General features: G+C 34.5%; 19 protein-coding genes. 9 read left to right on the forward strand and 10 right to left on the reverse strand.

What is annotated here, in order from left to right; genetic code table 11:
- Positions 1 to 104 precede the first annotated feature (104 nt).
- The 4 genes from GQ46_RS03505 to GQ46_RS03520 all read left to right on the forward strand — a co-directional run bounded on the left by GQ46_RS03505 (position 105) and on the right by GQ46_RS03520 (position 3,240).
- Positions 105 to 662 (forward strand): RNA polymerase sigma factor, encoded by a 558-nt coding sequence (locus GQ46_RS03505; RefSeq protein ID WP_044398434.1) that lies wholly within the window; start codon positions 105 to 107, stop codon positions 660 to 662.
- 118 nt (positions 663 to 780) lie between these two features.
- Entirely contained in the window at positions 781 to 1,341 is a 561-nt protein-coding gene (locus tag GQ46_RS03510) for a hypothetical protein (RefSeq protein ID WP_044398436.1), read from the forward strand.
- A complete protein-coding gene (locus tag GQ46_RS03515; RefSeq protein WP_044398438.1) occupies positions 1,319 to 2,425 on the forward strand; it encodes a hypothetical protein in 1,107 nt (368 codons plus the stop codon). The genes GQ46_RS03510 and GQ46_RS03515 overlap by 23 nt, the downstream gene beginning before the upstream one ends.
- A gap of 38 nt (positions 2,426 to 2,463) precedes the next feature.
- Positions 2,464 to 3,240 (forward strand): head GIN domain-containing protein, encoded by a 777-nt coding sequence (locus tag GQ46_RS03520; RefSeq protein ID WP_231567316.1) that lies wholly within the window; start codon positions 2,464 to 2,466, stop codon positions 3,238 to 3,240.
- 107 nt (positions 3,241 to 3,347) lie between these two features.
- On the opposite strand, the gene GQ46_RS03525 is transcribed toward GQ46_RS03520, so the two are convergent.
- The 3 genes from GQ46_RS03525 to GQ46_RS03535 all read right to left on the reverse strand — a co-directional run bounded on the left by GQ46_RS03525 (position 3,348) and on the right by GQ46_RS03535 (position 6,407).
- On the reverse strand, positions 3,348 to 4,088 hold the full coding sequence (locus GQ46_RS03525) for a hypothetical protein (protein ID WP_044398440.1): 741 nt from the start codon (positions 4,086 to 4,088) through the stop codon (positions 3,348 to 3,350).
- Positions 4,089 to 4,131: 43 nt separating this feature from the next.
- On the reverse strand, positions 4,132 to 5,514 hold the full coding sequence (locus GQ46_RS03530; protein ID WP_044398442.1) for an MFS transporter: 1,383 nt from the start codon (positions 5,512 to 5,514) through the stop codon (positions 4,132 to 4,134).
- 62 nt (positions 5,515 to 5,576) lie between these two features.
- The gene (locus tag GQ46_RS03535; protein ID WP_044398443.1) at positions 5,577 to 6,407 is read right to left on the reverse strand and encodes a M48 family metallopeptidase; all 831 of its coding nucleotides are present in this window, start codon (positions 6,405 to 6,407) and stop codon (positions 5,577 to 5,579) included.
- Between the two features lie 237 nt (positions 6,408 to 6,644).
- On the opposite strand from GQ46_RS03535, the gene msrB (GQ46_RS03540) reads away from it, so the two are divergent.
- Both msrB (GQ46_RS03540) and msrB (GQ46_RS03545) read left to right on the forward strand, forming a co-directional pair.
- Positions 6,645 to 7,130, forward strand: a complete 486-nt coding sequence (gene msrB, locus GQ46_RS03540; RefSeq protein ID WP_044404480.1) for a peptide-methionine (R)-S-oxide reductase MsrB — start codon at positions 6,645 to 6,647, stop codon at positions 7,128 to 7,130.
- Positions 7,123 to 7,524: a peptide-methionine (R)-S-oxide reductase MsrB gene (gene msrB, locus GQ46_RS03545; RefSeq protein WP_044398445.1), complete on the forward strand. Its 402-nt coding sequence runs from the start codon at positions 7,123 to 7,125 to the stop codon at positions 7,522 to 7,524. The genes msrB (GQ46_RS03540) and msrB (GQ46_RS03545) overlap by 8 nt, the downstream gene beginning before the upstream one ends.
- Before the next feature lie 28 nt (positions 7,525 to 7,552).
- On the opposite strand, the gene GQ46_RS03550 is transcribed toward msrB (GQ46_RS03545), so the two are convergent.
- Positions 7,553 to 8,428: a hypothetical protein gene (locus tag GQ46_RS03550; protein WP_044398447.1), complete on the reverse strand. Its 876-nt coding sequence runs from the start codon at positions 8,426 to 8,428 to the stop codon at positions 7,553 to 7,555.
- Positions 8,429 to 8,743: 315 nt separating this feature from the next.
- On the opposite strand from GQ46_RS03550, the gene lpdA reads away from it, so the two are divergent.
- On the forward strand, positions 8,744 to 10,120 hold the full coding sequence (gene lpdA, locus GQ46_RS03555; protein WP_044398449.1) for a dihydrolipoyl dehydrogenase: 1,377 nt from the start codon (positions 8,744 to 8,746) through the stop codon (positions 10,118 to 10,120).
- 137 nt (positions 10,121 to 10,257) lie between these two features.
- On the opposite strand, the gene GQ46_RS03560 is transcribed toward lpdA, so the two are convergent.
- The 6 genes from GQ46_RS03560 to GQ46_RS03585 form a co-directional block, all read right to left on the reverse strand.
- On the reverse strand, positions 10,258 to 10,674 hold the full coding sequence (locus GQ46_RS03560; protein WP_044398451.1) for a type II 3-dehydroquinate dehydratase: 417 nt from the start codon (positions 10,672 to 10,674) through the stop codon (positions 10,258 to 10,260).
- Positions 10,675 to 10,756: 82 nt separating this feature from the next.
- The gene (locus GQ46_RS03565; RefSeq protein ID WP_044398453.1) at positions 10,757 to 11,344 is read right to left on the reverse strand and encodes an outer membrane beta-barrel protein; all 588 of its coding nucleotides are present in this window, start codon (positions 11,342 to 11,344) and stop codon (positions 10,757 to 10,759) included.
- A 183-nt stretch (positions 11,345 to 11,527) separates the two neighbouring features.
- Positions 11,528 to 12,157 (reverse strand): outer membrane beta-barrel protein, encoded by a 630-nt coding sequence (locus tag GQ46_RS03570; protein WP_044398455.1) that lies wholly within the window; start codon positions 12,155 to 12,157, stop codon positions 11,528 to 11,530.
- Positions 12,158 to 12,373: 216 nt separating this feature from the next.
- Positions 12,374 to 12,997, reverse strand: a complete 624-nt coding sequence (locus GQ46_RS03575; protein ID WP_044404482.1) for a porin family protein — start codon at positions 12,995 to 12,997, stop codon at positions 12,374 to 12,376.
- 178 nt (positions 12,998 to 13,175) lie between these two features.
- The gene (locus GQ46_RS03580; protein WP_044398457.1) at positions 13,176 to 13,817 is read right to left on the reverse strand and encodes a porin family protein; all 642 of its coding nucleotides are present in this window, start codon (positions 13,815 to 13,817) and stop codon (positions 13,176 to 13,178) included.
- A 198-nt stretch (positions 13,818 to 14,015) separates the two neighbouring features.
- Complete coding sequence (locus GQ46_RS03585; protein WP_044398459.1) at positions 14,016 to 14,891, reverse strand: hypothetical protein; 876 nt, start codon at positions 14,889 to 14,891, stop codon at positions 14,016 to 14,018.
- Positions 14,892 to 14,941: 50 nt separating this feature from the next.
- On the opposite strand from GQ46_RS03585, the gene GQ46_RS03590 reads away from it, so the two are divergent.
- Both GQ46_RS03590 and xerD read left to right on the forward strand, forming a co-directional pair.
- Positions 14,942 to 15,295 (forward strand): NINE protein, encoded by a 354-nt coding sequence (locus GQ46_RS03590; protein ID WP_044398461.1) that lies wholly within the window; start codon positions 14,942 to 14,944, stop codon positions 15,293 to 15,295.
- A 67-nt stretch (positions 15,296 to 15,362) separates the two neighbouring features.
- Positions 15,363 to 16,259 (forward strand): site-specific tyrosine recombinase XerD, encoded by an 897-nt coding sequence (gene xerD / locus GQ46_RS03595; RefSeq protein ID WP_044398463.1) that lies wholly within the window; start codon positions 15,363 to 15,365, stop codon positions 16,257 to 16,259.
- Positions 16,260 to 16,289 lie beyond the last annotated feature (30 nt).

Consider the following 16,289-nt stretch of genomic DNA (forward strand, 5'->3'; position numbering starts at 1 on the left):
TTTTACTTTTAACAAGTAGCTTTAAACTTAAATTTTTAAAAAAAATTTCATAAAACTGTAACAAATCAATTGAAGCTATATCTTTATAATAGAAATTAATTTTTTTGACACTAACCAACCACAATACCGAACAATTAATAACACTCTGTTTAGAAGGTAACCAATTTGCGCAATTGGAAATCTACAACAGGTATTATAAAGCCATGTATAATACTGCATTGCGAATTGTAAAAGACCGTTATGAAGCCGAAGATGTGATGCAAGATGCTTTTTTGTTAGCCTTTACAAAATTGAAGGCTTTAAAAGACATCAAAACCTTTGGAGCCTGGTTAAAACGTATTGTGATAAACAAAAGTATCCATCACTACAATAAGAGCACAAAATTTGATGAAGTGCCTTTAGACGATGTGCTTTATAAAGTAGAAGATCACGAGGGTTTTACCGAAGATTACGAATTTAAAAGTATTCAGGCGAAACAAGTTATTGACACCATGAAAACATTAAAAGACAGCTATCGTGTGGCTTTAACCTTGCATTTAATTGAAGGCTATGATTATGAAGAAATAAGCGAGATTCTAAAATGGTCTAATGCGAATTGTAGAACAACCATCTCAAGAGCTAAAGACAGTTTAAGAAAAAAAATGCAAACCTTGGTTTGCTAAGCAAGACCGCTATTGTACCAGCTATTATTACAATGGTTTGATCAAATTAATACGCTTTTCGCTTTCGCGGAAATAAAAAAATACGAATTAAAAGATTACCGCTTTCGCGGAACTAAAGATGAAAGACGACAAATTACATCAGCTTTTTAAAAAACACCAACATCGTTTTGATGTTGAAGTACCAAGCAGTGGTCATGAAAAACGATTTTTAGAAAAACTAGCCGCTCAAAAAAATGAGCCAGCAGTGACTAAAAGCACCCGTAATATTTTTTTGCCCATTATTGGTATTGCCGCTTCACTCCTATTATTAGTAACCTTAGCTTTTAATTTCAATAAAACGCAACAACCAGAAGGTTTAGCGCGAGTGTCTCCAGAAATGGCAGAAACACAGAGTTTTTTTGCTTCTGTTATTAGTGAAGAATTGGAGAAAATTAATAATGCCCGTTCTCCAGGGACCGAAGTACTTATCCTTGACGCCTTAAAACGCATGGAAACACTTGAAAAAGAATACACATTATTAAAAACAGATCTTACTGAAAGCGGTAACGACAAACGGGTTATTCACGCCATGATCGATAACTTTTGGAATCGGATTAATGTACTAAAATCAGTACTTGAAAACATAGAAACAACTAAAAATTTAAAACAAAACAACAATGAAACTAGCATTACACTATAAGGTTTTGTTATTACTATTCATTTTACCTTTAATACTCGTAGCTCATACTACTGACCCTAAGAAAAATGACGGTAAATACAAAAAAGAAAAAACGATAAAAAAGGCGTTTAATGTTAACAGCGACGCGACTTTAAAAATTAATAATAGTTATGGTAATTTAGATATTGTTACCTGGGAAAAAAATACGATTGCTTTTGAAATAAAAATCACGACGACCGGAAATGATGAAGACAAAGTACAACAAAAATTAGATGAAATTGATGTGGCTTTTTCTAATGCTTCTGACTTTGTTTCTGCAGTAACAAAATTCTCTAAAAACAAAGACAAATCCTGGTGGAGCAGCTGGACTAGTGGCAGTAATAATGTCACTATGAAAATTAATTACATTGTAAAAATGCCTATGACGAATCATGTGAATTTAAATAATGATTATGGTAACATTAATTTAGCAAAATTAGAAGGCCGGGCAGAAATAAGTTGTGATTATGGTAAGATTACCACTAAGGAACTCATGGCAGAAAATAATATTTTGAATTTTGATTATTCGAACAACTGTTATTTTGAATATATAAAAAGCGGAAAGATTAATGCCGATTACAGTGGTTTCACGGTATCTAAAACCAATAATTTAGACATTATCGCAGATTACACAAAGTCTGTTGTTGAAATAGCCGAAAACATCACTTATAATTGTGATTACGGCGGCATAACTATAAACAAAGCAAATGACGTTCAAGGCAATGGTGATTATTTAACGCTAAGACTAGGTGATATTTATAAAAACGTGGCTATTAATGCCGACTACGGTTCTATAAAAATTGACCGACTAAATAAAGGCGTGAAAAATGTCAACATAGAATCAGATTATGTAGGCATTAAAATTGGTTACGACCCTGCCTTGGTTTTCGATTTTAATATTGCGTTAGAATATGGGGCACTTAATGATGAAGACGGTTTTGAATATACCAAAAAACGCATTGAATCTTCAGACAAATATTATACTGGCTATTATAAGACTCAAAACTCTGGAAATATGATACGCATTAATTCAGAGTATGGCAGTGTGTCTTTTTACAAAAATTAAATCATCAATAATTTCAATCAACAAAAAACTTAAACAGTATGAACTCTTCAACAAAAAACAAGAAATACTCAAACACTATGAGTAAAAATTTTAAAATCACATTAGTTCTAGTTATAACGCTATTTAGCTTCTCTTTTTCAAATGCCCAACTTTGGGGTAATAAAAAAATAAAAGGCAATGGAGAAATGACTACCATCACAAGAAACACAAACGATTACGATACCATTAAATGTGCGGGGTGGATGGACTTTATTTTAGTAGCAGGTCAAGAAGGAAAGATTACTATTGAAGGCGAAGCGAATTTATTAGAATACATTACTACTGAAGTTAATGGTGATGAATTGAGTATAAAAACCGAAAATAATATTAGTTTAAAACCGAGTGGGAACAACACGATTACAATTACTATTCCGTTTAAAGACATAAACAAAGTTTCCTTATCTGGTTCTGGCGATGTTATCACTAAAGATAAAATAACTGCTAATCGTTTTGAAACCCGTGTCTCTGGTTCTGGTGATATTGTATTAGAAATTGAGGCTAGTACTATTGAAGCTTCAGTAACTGGTTCTGGCGATCTCACCTTAAAAGGGAGAACGAACAGCTTAAAAGCGAGTGTCACCGGTTCTGGAGACTTTCATGGCTTTGACTTACAGGCGAACGATGTTGAAGCAAAAGTTACGGGCTCTGGTGATGTTGCTGTGGTTTGTAACGGTGATTTAATGGCGCGTGTAACAGGCTCTGGCGATATAGAATATAAAGGCAACCCGAAACGAGAAGACACCAAGGTTACAGGCTCTGGGAGTATTGGTAATTAGTTAGAGACTTTACCTAACAAAAAAAACAGAAACGTTAACGTCTCTGTTTTTTTTGTTACTTTTTTATTAAACTAAAATAATCTAGGTCTGAACAATTTAATAGCAACTTAAAATTGATAAGACGTTAAAAAACCACCTTGACCAGCAGATTGATCTATATGTATTGGACCTATATCTTTAGCGAAGTAATAATCTGAAGTGGCAACAATATTTCCTAAATATAGTGATTGAACGTTTATGTGTAAAACATCCTCATAATCTACTCCTCCAACAGTATAAGTAAAATCCCGTTCTATCATTTCCGTAATATAAGTCGCTGTAACATTTTGATCTGGAAAAGCTGGTACTCCAGAATCTGGAGTATAAGAAACGGTATAATTAACATCTTGAGTAAAAGTCTCTCCAACGTCTAAATTATCTTTAAGTAATAGTATAACAATTACTGGAGCAGATAAGGTATAGCCATTTATATTAGTCCCGGTAATGTCCTGTGCAACGTAATAATTACTGCCTTCTTTTCTAACAAAAAAACCAGATTGCCCCATAAAGTTATTGTATTCGAAATAATTTTGATTTCCAAAAGTTGTTGTCCCCATTATTTCACTTTCTGTATTTCCGAAAGAAACGGTGTTATAGTTCCAAACATAGCCTACTTGGGCTGGCCAATAGTCTCCAGTAGAAGTTTCAACAGCAACATTTTCTCCTACAACTGGTGTAACATTACTATTGTTGGGTACTGTAGTATTAGCATCCAAATCAAAACCTTCTAACGGCTCATTTTCACAAGAAAAAAAAGTAATTAATAGTAGTGATACTACTAATAGTGAGACATTTTTTATTTTATTCATTTGTTACTATTTTAATTATAGGTGGGTGCCAAAAATACTATTTTTATAATGATATCTCTTCTTTTGGAACCTTAAAAAGGAGTATAATTCCCACAAAAAAGAAAACAAATAAGAACAGAATAGCATAACGCATCGTACTAATTTGGTCTACCACTGCAAAAATGGTCATCCCGATAACAATACCAATTTTTTCTGCCACATCATAAAAACTAAAGTAAGAGGTGGTGTCTTTTGTTTCTGGTAAAAATTTAGAGTAGGTTGACCGTGCTAAAGATTGTACGCCACCCATGACGAATCCTACTAATCCAGCAGCAATATAAAATTGTATTGGTGTCTCCATAAAATAAGCATAAAAACACAAACACATCCACACGGCATTGACCACAATCAAGGTTTTAATGTTTCCAAATACAGCAGAAGCTTTTGAGGTTAATACAGCGCCAACAATAGCGACCAATTGAATCACTAAGATACTAACAATCAAGCCTTGTGTTTTCTCGTCATTATCTACCCACAAAATTTCTTTTTCACCAAAATAAACAGCCATCAGCATGATGGTTTGTACCGCCATGCTAAACACGAAAAAGGCCTTTAAATACGCTTTTAAACGCAGCGTTTTTTGCAGTTCGTTCCACACCAACTTCAATTCTTTAAAACCATTAAAAATAACAGCTTTCGATACCTTATGTCCGTTGGAAACCCCTTTTGGTAAAATATAAAAGGAGTATTGGCTAAAGAGAATCCACCATAAACCTACAGTAATAAAAGATAGTTTCATAGCTTCAAAAGAAGCTGTATTCTTTACTTTTTTTATTTCAGCTAAAATTTCAGCTTCGCTTCCGTTTTCTAGTAAACTTTGGGAAATGCTTAAATCAAATCCAAACCAATTTGGTTTCATAACCATCGCTAAGTTCAAGATCAATAAAAGGACGCTTCCAATATAGCCTAAAGAAAAGCCTTTAGCACTAATACCATCCTGTTGTTCGGGAAAAGCGATATCTGGTAAATAGGAGTTGTAGAATACGAGGCTTCCCCAATACCCAATAAGCCCCATAAAATAAAAGAGAATACTTAAATGTATATGATTTAAATCGAACCAGTACAAGCCTATGCACCCAAAACCGCCCACGTAGCAAAAGAATTTCATAAAACTCTTTTTGTTACCTACATAATCTGCAATTCCTGAGAGTATTGGTGATGAAAAAGCAACCACTAAAAAAGTAAAAGCGGTAACAATAGAAATTAAAACCGTTGGTTTCATAGTAAAACCAAAAGCGGTAACCATATCCTCTTTTGAAGCAAATAAAGTAGAATAAAATATAGGAAAGATTGAAGAAGCAATGGTAAGTGTGTATACCGAGTTTGCCCAATCGTAAAAGGCCCAGGCATTAAGAAGCTTCTTACTTCCTTTTTGAATATTTTCCATAAAAAAGCCACTCGTTAATTAAGAGTGGCTTCGAAAATAAGCATTTTTATGTTAACGCCTTATTAAAATGGAGAAACTGGTCTAAATGATTTAACACCATATTTTTTAGCTTCTGCTTTTGCTGTTGGCGCCAAAGTTTCCAAATTAGCAATACGTGTTGTTGTCGCTGGGTGTGTACTTAGAAATTCTGGTGGCGCTTGACCGTTACTCGCCTGCCCCATGCGTCGCCATAAATTAGCAGCTTCATCTGGATTATAACCTGCAATAGCTGTTAATATTAACCCTATTCTATCTGCTTCAGTTTCATGGCTTCTACTAAAAGGCAACATGAGACCTACCTGAGATCCTATCCCAAAAGCCTGATTATAGAGCGCTATATTTTTATCGTCTTTTAATGCTACATTCATTCCTACTGCAGCCACTTGTTGTAACATTCCCGCACTCATACGTTGCTGCCCGTGATTTGCTAATGCGTGTGCTACCTCATGACCCATAATCGCTGCAATAGCCGCTTCATTTTGTGCCACTGGTAAGATACCCGTATAAAACACAATTTTTCCACCTGGCATACACCATGCATTTACGGCTTCGTCTTTAACTAAATTATACTCCCACTTGTAATCGTTTAAATAGCCTTGGTAACCGTTAGCATTTAACCAACGCTCTGAGGCTACCGCGATACGCTGCCCAACTCTGGTAATCATTTCTGATTCTGTGGTGCCAGTAATCACCTTATTTTCATTTAAAAATTGATTGTATTGCGCAAAAGCTGTTGGAAATAATTGTGAATTTGGCAATATGGCTAGTGTTGACTGCCCTGTAAACGGATTTGTTGCACAGGAAAAAAACACGAGTAAAGTTAGCACTAGCGTTATACTTGATTTGAATTTCATTTTTTATGGTTTTAATTAATCTGAGTTTAAATTTACAAAAAGTTCCAGCAATATATTGTTAAGGGTTTACCAATTAAATAGTGTTCATTCGATAGAACACATTTTTGTACTTTAAAACGAATATTTATCTGTTTTTTTTTCAAACGAATTGTTATTTTTCATATAAAGTTACGACCTATATACTATAAAAAATTAAAAAGAATTATCTTTATATTCATAAATATGAAAAATAAAAACATGAAAAAAATTGCATTACTCTTACTTATTTCATTCGCATTTAGCTGTAATGGAACGGCTCAAGGTGATAAAAAAGAAGCTAAAGTTTATGACGTAAGCAAAACTGATGCGGAGTGGAAAGCAGCCCTTTCTGACCAAGAATATTATGTGTTAAGAAAAGCGGGAACCGAAAGGCCTTTTTCAAGCCCTCTAAACAAAGAATATAGCCCTGGCACCTTTGTTTGTGCTGCTTGTGAAACCCCATTATTTGAAAGCGCCCATAAATTTGATTCCGGAACCGGATGGCCAAGTTTTGACCGTGCCATTAAAGGCAATGTGGACTATGCTGTAGATTATAATCTAGGCAGTGCACGAACAGAAGAGCATTGCGGCACTTGTGGCGGACATTTAGGACATGTGTTTAATGACGGTCCAAGTGAAACGACTGGAAAGAGACATTGTGTGAATGGCGTCGCTTTAAATTTTATACCAAAAAAAGATGAGTAATTTTAACGTAGAAAAATCTGAAGGTGAATGGCGCGAGCTCCTTACCGATGAAGAATATAGAATTCTGAGACAGAAAGGCACCGAAATGCCGCACACAGGAAAATATAATATGCATTTTGATGAAGGGATTTACAAATGCGCAGGCTGCCAGCAGCAATTGTTTGAAAGCTCAAGTAAATTTGATGCCCATTGCGGTTGGCCAAGTTTTGATGAAAGCATTAAAGGAACCGTTAAATATGTTTTAGATAAAACGCAAGGCATGACCAGAACCGAAATTGTGTGTTCCAATTGCGGTGGTCATTTAGGTCATGTTTTTAACGATGGCCCTACGGAGACTGGCACACGTTATTGTGTAAATTCGGTAAGTGTGACCTTTGACGACGCTAATAAGTAAATAGCTTTAAACAGCATAAAAAATCAATTTACTGACCGCTAGGCTTTACTTCATTTAAAGTTTTCATTAAGTTATTTCCCAAAGTAGTATATGAATGGTCTGGAAATTTTTCTTTTAGAGTATTGAAGGCACTATAGACTGTTTCTTTTTGTAGTGCTCTACTTTGCATACCCTTCATTAAATCTTCAATCACTAAATAATACGAAACAATAGTAGGGTTCTTCGTTATAAAATCATACTTGTCTTTAGCATATTTTTCAACTAATGAATTGTACTTAGCATCGGCTTCTTTTCCTATTTTGCTACGATCTAATCCTTTCGCTTTTAATGCATTCATTTCTTTATAAATCACCTTTTTTTCTTCTGGCGAAGCCTTTCTTAATTTACTGGCTATTGCATAAAAGGCATCAGAGCTCATGTCTTTAAAAGGAACATCTTTGTAAGACGCGTTACTGGTTCTTACTTTAGCATTAAATGGTTTTAAAATAGTGGTCGTAAATTCATTATACATACTATTTAACGCTCCGCCTTGAATGGCATTACTAGAAAAATCTTTTAAACTATGTAATTTAAAATTCACCTGACCATTGGTAGGAAAAAACAGAATAGGCTGCCAACTTCCTTTGGCATGTTCCTCCTTAAATATGAGTTGATAGGCCAAGTTTTCATCTGGAGTAAATTTATAATTAAATTTACCATCTACTATAGGAATTTCAACTACTTGGTTGTCTTGTCTAGCATCAGCGGTAGCTTTTAAAAGCAGTAGGGTATCACTTGTTGGTCTATAAATGACTTCGCCTTTTAAAATAGTGGTAATGGTAGTAGATTTTTTGGTTTTGGCATCTTCTTTACAAGAAAACGTTATTAAGAGTAGGATAACAACAAAAGCATTTATGTATCTCATGGTTTACTATTTTAGTGCGTATTTGGTGTGTCAAAAATAAGTTTAATTTTTGTTTAAAATATTAAATCGATCTCAAATATGTGTGTAGGATGTCGCGTTCATTTTATATAGAAACGCTCTTAGTAGTAAGTCGCCATTGCGTCGTTTGTTTAAAACCCTTGTTTTTCTTTACAAAAAAGGGAATAGAAAGTCGGGCCTTTAGTTCTCCTACCTGCCGCCAAGCCAGGTGGTCAAATAAAAAAGTAAACATCAATTTATTATTTCAGCTTTGTTTCGTAAATTCGTAGCTTCTTAAAAACGACTAAAAATTACACAATGAGTAAATACGATATTATTGTTCTTGGTAGTGGTCCTGGTGGCTATGTTACTGCTATTCGCGCTTCACAATTAGGTTTTAAAACGGCTATTATTGAAAAAGAAAGTTTAGGTGGTGTTTGCCTTAATTGGGGTTGTATCCCCACTAAAGCACTTTTAAAATCTGCTCAGGTTTTTGAATACTTAAAGCATGCCAGCGATTATGGTTTAACAGTTAAAGAGTACGATAAGGATTTTGACGCCGTGGTTAATCGCAGCCGAAATGTGGCCGATGGTATGAGTAAAGGCGTTCAGTTTTTAATGAAAAAAAATAAAATTGACGTTATTAATGGTTTTGGTAAACTAAAAGCTGGAAAAAAGGTTACTGTTGACGGGACAGAATATAGTGCAGACCATATTATTATTGCTACAGGTGCACGTTCACGTGAGTTACCTAACTTACCACAAGATGGGGAAAAAGTGATTGGTTATCGTGAAGCCATGACCTTAAAAACGCAACCTAAGAAAATGATTGTAGTAGGCTCTGGTGCTATTGGTGTGGAGTTTGCTTATTTCTATAATGCCATGGGAACAGAGGTAACCGTTGTAGAATATTTACCAAACATTGTACCTGTTGAAGATGAAGACGTCTCTAAACAATTAGAACGCTCCTTTAAGAAAAGTGGTATAAAAATAATGACTAACGCAGAAGTGACTAGCGTTGACACCTCTGGAAAAGGCGTAAAAGCGACTGTAAAAACTAAAAAAGGTGAGGAAGTATTAGAAGCTGACTTGGTGTTATCTGCAGTTGGTATTAAAACCAATATTGAAGGTATAGGATTAGAAGATGTTGGTATTGCCGTTGACAGAGATAAAATCTTAGTTAATGATTATTATCAAACCAACATTCCTGGCTACTATGCTATTGGAGATGTCACCCCTGGACAAGCTTTAGCTCACGTGGCGAGTGCTGAAGGTATTTTATGTGTAGAAAAAATTGCTGGGCAGCATGTGGAAGCCTTAGACTATGGTAATATTCCAGGGTGCACCTATGCATCCCCTGAAATTGCCAGCGTAGGATTAACTGAAAAGCAGGCCAAAGAACAAGGCTTAGATATTAAAGTAGGGAAATTTCCATTCTCGGCTTCTGGAAAGGCAAGTGCTTCTGGTGCTAAAGATGGCTTTGTAAAAGTTATTTTTGATGCGAAATATGGCGAATGGTTAGGTTGCCACATGATTGGTGCTGGTGTAACTGATATGATCGCTGAGGCGGTTTTAGGACGTAAGTTAGAAACCACTGGGCATGAAGTATTAAAAGCGGTACACCCGCACCCAACAATGAGCGAAGCGGTTATGGAAGCCGTGGCAGATGCTTATGGTGAGGTGATTCACTTATAGCCCATTTAAGCCTTCTTAAAGAGAAGGGCTACTTACTCGACGTCTAGATTTAGATTATAAAAAAATGCGATTCAATATTGAATCGCATTTTTTTTGATCATTCGGAGCTACACTTAGCCTTTTTATAATAGCTATATCTAAAGGAAACTTTGAATTGCCAATTCATAACTCTGTAACCCAAAGCCTAAAATGACGCCTTTGGCATTTGGAGAGATAAACGATTCGTGTCTAAAGGCCTCCCGACCAAAGGTATTAGAGATGTGCACCTCTACCACTGGCGTTTCAATGGCTTTTACGGCATCACCAATACCTATTGAGGTATGTGTATAGGCCGCCGCATTTAAAATAATGCCATCATAAGTAAACCCCACTTCCTGTAGCTTTGTGATTAACTCACCTTCAATATTAGATTGAAAATGCTCTAAAGCGACCTTAGGATACTTTGCTTTTACCGCATCAAAAAAATCGGTGAACGATAAGTTCCCATAGAGGTTTGGTTCTCGTTTTCCCAATAAATTTAAATTAGGACCATTAATGATGATGATTTTTTTCATACTGTAAAAATACAAAAGTTATGGTATAAAAAAACCGAAGCATTGCGCTTCGGTTTTTAAAATATTTTATCCGTTAAAATATTTAAAGTTTAAATACGCCACCAATTCCAAAACCAGATCCTGCGTTTAATGTCGTTACGTCGCTGACTGTTTTATTAATATTCGTTACTCCAACTAACCCTTGAAAATCAAATAAAACACTAAAACTATTTGAAACTTCTAACTTATAACCAACACCATAAGAAATTCCTAATTGAAAAGGTTCCTGAAATTCCTTAATATCCACTCCATTAAATTCAGCTTTTGTTAAAAAACCTGGAGTAACACCAAAGTTTAAATTCCATTTTCTAGTAGATCCAAAATGCCAATTAGCATTTAAAGGAATATTAATATAATTTAATTCTGCTTCATCAAAACTATCTTTAGCTCCCATACTATCATAATTAATCCCAGAACGTAAACTCCATCTGTCATTAAAGAAATAATCTGCTTTCACACCGAAACTTGCAGAACTTCTTGAGTTCTCTGAATTTGCATTGTCTCCATTAAAGAAAGACGAAGTGTATTGAACATAAGGTGCTAATTCTATGTCACCTTTTTCTCTTTCTTGTGCGTTTATACTTGTAAATCCTAATACTGTCATAGCAGCTGCAAATACTAATTTTTTCATACTATTTAAATTTGTTTTTTTATTTGAGGCGACGAAATTATGATTTAAATGCGTCCTGTCCTAGAAAATAAAGAAGCACTTTAAAGGGCTAATGCTATGACGTTAAGTTTAAAGTATTTAAATCTAGAAACAAAAAAACCGAAGCCTTAGGCTTCGGTTTTTTAAATTATGTATAAATACCAATTAGAATTTGTATACTACACCAAAGCTAATGTTTGAAAAATCAGCACCAATGTTAAAATCATTTCTAGCTTCAGCACCATCTACATCAGCTTTATTAGTATTGTAACCTAATACACCTACTGCAGCTTCAATAGCGAAGTTATCAGAAACAAAATAGCTAATACCAGGAGCAAATGCTGCTGTTACACCATTAGATTTAAAATCTTCCTCAACAAAGGCATCATCTTCTGTAGTGCTAGTAATACCAGCAGCTAATTCTCCAAAGAAAGAAAATTGGCTACCTGGTGTAAAGTAGTAACGTCCAAAAACTCCTGCAGAAAAAACAGAAAATTTATCTTCAGCTGTAACGTCCTCGAAAGTAACAGGATTAACTGTTTGGTATTCATCAGTGTAAGAACTGTAACCAACAGTAGCTCCAATAGCAATATTGTCATTTACAAAAAACCCTACTTTTGGTGATACCGTAAAAGTATTTTCACTATTGTCGCCTTGAGAACTAGAACCAAATCCAACTGCTCCAGAGATAAAAACATCTCCTTCATTAAAACCACCTGTTGACATCGCTTCTTGTGCGTTAACACTTGTAAATCCTAATGCTGCGATTGCAGCTGTAAACACTAATTTTTTCATACTATTTAAATTTGTTTTTTTATTTGAGGCGACGAAATTATACTCTTAAAACCTATTTCACAAACAAATTGAGATAAAAAAACACCTCTTTTATATAGGAATCTGACTATAAGATACTTCTGACGAAAAATTAACATTTAATCAAAAAAGCAAAAAAATAAGCATAAAAAAACCGAAGCATTGCGCTTCGGTTTTTATTTGTATTTATAATTTCAATTAGAACATGAATCCTACAGAAACCTGAATCACACTATTATTTACTTTATCATCATCAGATCCCTCATAATCGTTAACATTAGATAAACCTAAGTTATAACGTGCTCCAAAATTTAATCCAGACTCTAGTTTGTAACCAAGACCAAAGTTAACTCCGAAATCAATTCCTGAAACTTCATCTTTAATATCTTGTGTTCCAGAAGCACTAAATTCAGGAAATTCTTTGTTCGTATATTCAACTTCCGCTTCAGCGTTCATTAAAAAACCAATTTGTGGACCTGCTTCGATACTGAACCCTTCAGCAACATAAAACTTCCCCATTAATGGAACATTGATGTAATCTAGTTTCACTGTACCTTCTTCTTTTTCAAATTCGTCTTCAAAGCTAGTTTGAGCACCTTGTGATGAATACATTAATTCTGGTTGGAATGAGAATTTTTCAGAAATCATAATTTCTGCAACACCTCCAACGTGAAAAGACGTACGACCATCTAGATCATCAGTGTCATCACCAGATAAAGAGGCTAAGTTTACACCAGCTTTAACTCCAAATTTTACTTCTTGTGCATTTACAGTTGTAAATCCTAATGCTACGATTGCAGCAGTAAACAATAATTTTTTCATATTTAAATTCATTTATTGATTTGAATAACGAATCTAACATTCAAAATTGTTTTAAACAAGTAAAAAAAAAAAAAAATAGCACTTTAGATGATAAACCACTGACTAATAAGATGTTAGTGTAATGAAAAAACCGAAACAATTAAGTTTCGGTTTTAGATGATACTCATTTAAGCTAGTATTAGAATTTATATCCTAAAGACACACTTAAATTAGAGTTATTTAAATCGTCTTGAAAAAGACCTTCGCTACTGCCTTGATAAACACTGGTTAATCCTAAAACATAACGGGCCTGTAAAAACATTCCGCCGTCAAATTTGTAAGATACGCCAGCACCTGCACCAAAATCGAAAGCTTCAACAGAATCTTCTAAATCGCTTTCTATTGATGCCGTCTCTTCTCCACTTGCCCCTTCTATTTGAAATTCAGATTTTGCACTCACATTAAAACCAAACTGAGGTCCAAATTCGAATGCCAATCCTTCAGCCACATAAAACTTAGCAAATACAGGAACATTAATATAATCTAATTTTAATTTACTTTCTCCACCTTCAAAGTCTTGTTGCAAACCTTGTTGTGAATACAATACCTCTGGTTGTATAGAAAAGACATCTGATACCGGGATTTCTGCCACGATTCCAAAATGAATACCTGTTCTGCCATCGGCATCTTCTACATCGTCACCCGTAAGTTTTGCGAAGTTTACCCCAGCTTTAATTCCAAAATCAATGCCATCATTCGTATTATTCATGCTATTGTCTTGCGCATGTATACTCGTTAAACCAAATATAGCTACTGCTGCGCATAAAATTAATTTTTTCATAATAAATAAGTTGTTTTAAGTTTGATTCAAAGATAGAAGAAATGACGCATTTAAAGTTTTCCCTTTTGAATACATTAACATCTGCACAAAAGACCAAAACAAATTAAATATCTGATAATCAATAATTTATATGATAAACAATTTAGACATGAGCTCATATTTTTAGCTATAGAGCGCAATTTTTATTTTATTGTCACATTATTGTTTAAGATATAAATCCACTTGTGTAGACTCATTGGTTTTTAAGTTTGATAAAGCCCTTATTTTTTGCCCATCAACAAAAATTTCAATCACAGCGGTGTTAGTCGATATAGATCCGGTATTGTTAGCGGTTAAAACCAAAGCCGTTTTCTTTTCTTTTAGTTCTAGATTTAAGACTTTGGGCTGGGCTTTCGTTTCAAAATTAGTTAACAGTGTTTTGTCATTTGCTTTCAAGCTAATGCGATCGCCATCTAACTGACCGCCGTCATAAATTTCAATTCTAACCGTTTTAGATTTGGAAAACACACTCATTACCTGATTGCTTTTTAAAACATTCATTTGAACAGAGTCCATCATTTTGCTTAGATTAATGTTTTGTTTTACACTGTCTGGAATGCGCTTTGTTTTAGCAATCATCTTGGTCGCTTTTTCTACACGTTGATTATATTTCTCTACAGTAGATAATAAGAGTTCTCCATTAATACAGACGGTATTGTCTGGAAATAGCCCTTTAAACTTCCCCGTAAGCTTATTAGATTTGCCAAGTCTGTAGTTATCTGAGGTGAAATTCATATAACAAAAATCGGCTTCAGACACTGGAGACTTCGTGTATACTGTTGCTAGTTCTTTAAAAACTAAAACGTTATCGTCTTCATTATAAAACCCGGTAATGCTTGATTTTGTTTCATGTTCACCGCCCAGATCGGTTAATGTATACCCACTTATTTTACCTTCTTCTGCTTTAAGCATTATTTTTAATGAAATTAATGACGAGTCATTTAATTTTATGACCCCAACAAACTCATGAGATTCCTGAGCAGTTGCGAATAAAAGAGTACAAAAGACTAAAAAAAAGGAAAGGATATGTTTCATAGCTGAAATTAAATTGTTAATATTGATAAACAAACTTAAACCAATTAACTATGAAAATTAAACTATTACTCTCATTTTTAGTGTTTTTTATGGCTGTAACGACAGCGAGTGCTTCGTTTCCCGTAAAAAGAGCAACAACTAGTGTAGAATCTACGACTACCGTGTCTACTAACGATTCAGATGTCGAGGCAATGACCTCTCCCGCAGTGATGGTTAAGCGAGCAGATAAAATGCTTATAGCTTTGCTTTTATGGCTGTTTTTAGGTGGCTTTGCTGCCCACAGATGGTATTTAGGAAGCCCAATTGGTTGGAACATTCTTTTTATCTTAACTCTTGGCGGATTAGGTGTTTGGTGGATTATTGATGGTATCGATATCATCACTGAAAACTATCCTGGTTTATAAATTAAGCCTATTTAAAAATATTGAAAAAAGTCGCTTATTTTGTAAGCGACTTTTTTATTTTTAGCATATGAAATGGCAACATGCACTTAAAGACTACCAATTATATCTCAAGATAGAACGCGGATTATCTGAAAACTCGATAAATAACTATAGTTATGACGTTAAAAAGCTCATGACGTATCTAGACGATAACGCTATTACCGTATCGCCCATTGCTATTACTAAAGAAACAGTGCAGCAGTTTATCTATACCATTGCTAAAACGGTAAATGCACGTTCGCAATCACGATTAATATCTGGTTTAAAAGGCTTTTTTAATTACTTAATTTTTGAAGTGTACCGTGAGAGTAATCCGTTAGATACCATAGACTCGCCAAAAATTGGACGAAAATTACCCGATACTTTATCAGAATCAGAAATCAACCAACTAATCAGTGCTATCGATTTAAGCACGCCACAGGGCGAACGTAACCGTGCAATCTTAGAACTATTATATGGTTGTGGTTTGCGGGTTAGCGAATTAACAAGCTTAAAAATTTCCGATTTATTTTTTGAGGAAGGGTTTATTAAAGTCACAGGTAAAGGCGATAAACAACGTTTTGTACCTATTGTTGAAAGCACTCAAAAATATATCAACCTGTATAGAAAAGACATTAGAAATCACATGCAGATAGCTAATGATTTTAAAGACACTTTATTTTTAAATAGAAGAGGAAAACAGCTCACCAGAGCCATGATTTTTACTATTATTAAAACTTTAGCTGTAAAAACAAACCTAAACAAAACCATATCTCCTCACACCTTCAGGCATTCTTTTGCAACACATTTATTAGAAAATGGTGCCGATTTAAGAGCCATACAACTCATGCTTGGCCATGAAAGCATCACTACTACAGAAATCTACATGCACGTAGACAAAAGGCACTTAAAGGAGGTTATTCAAAACTTTCATCCAAGGCAATAACAACATCTTATAGCGTTGACAATGTATCTT

Origin of the sequence: Lacinutrix sp. Hel_I_90, assembly GCF_000934685.1 — a bacterium.
Taxonomy (GTDB): domain Bacteria; phylum Bacteroidota; class Bacteroidia; order Flavobacteriales; family Flavobacteriaceae; genus Lacinutrix.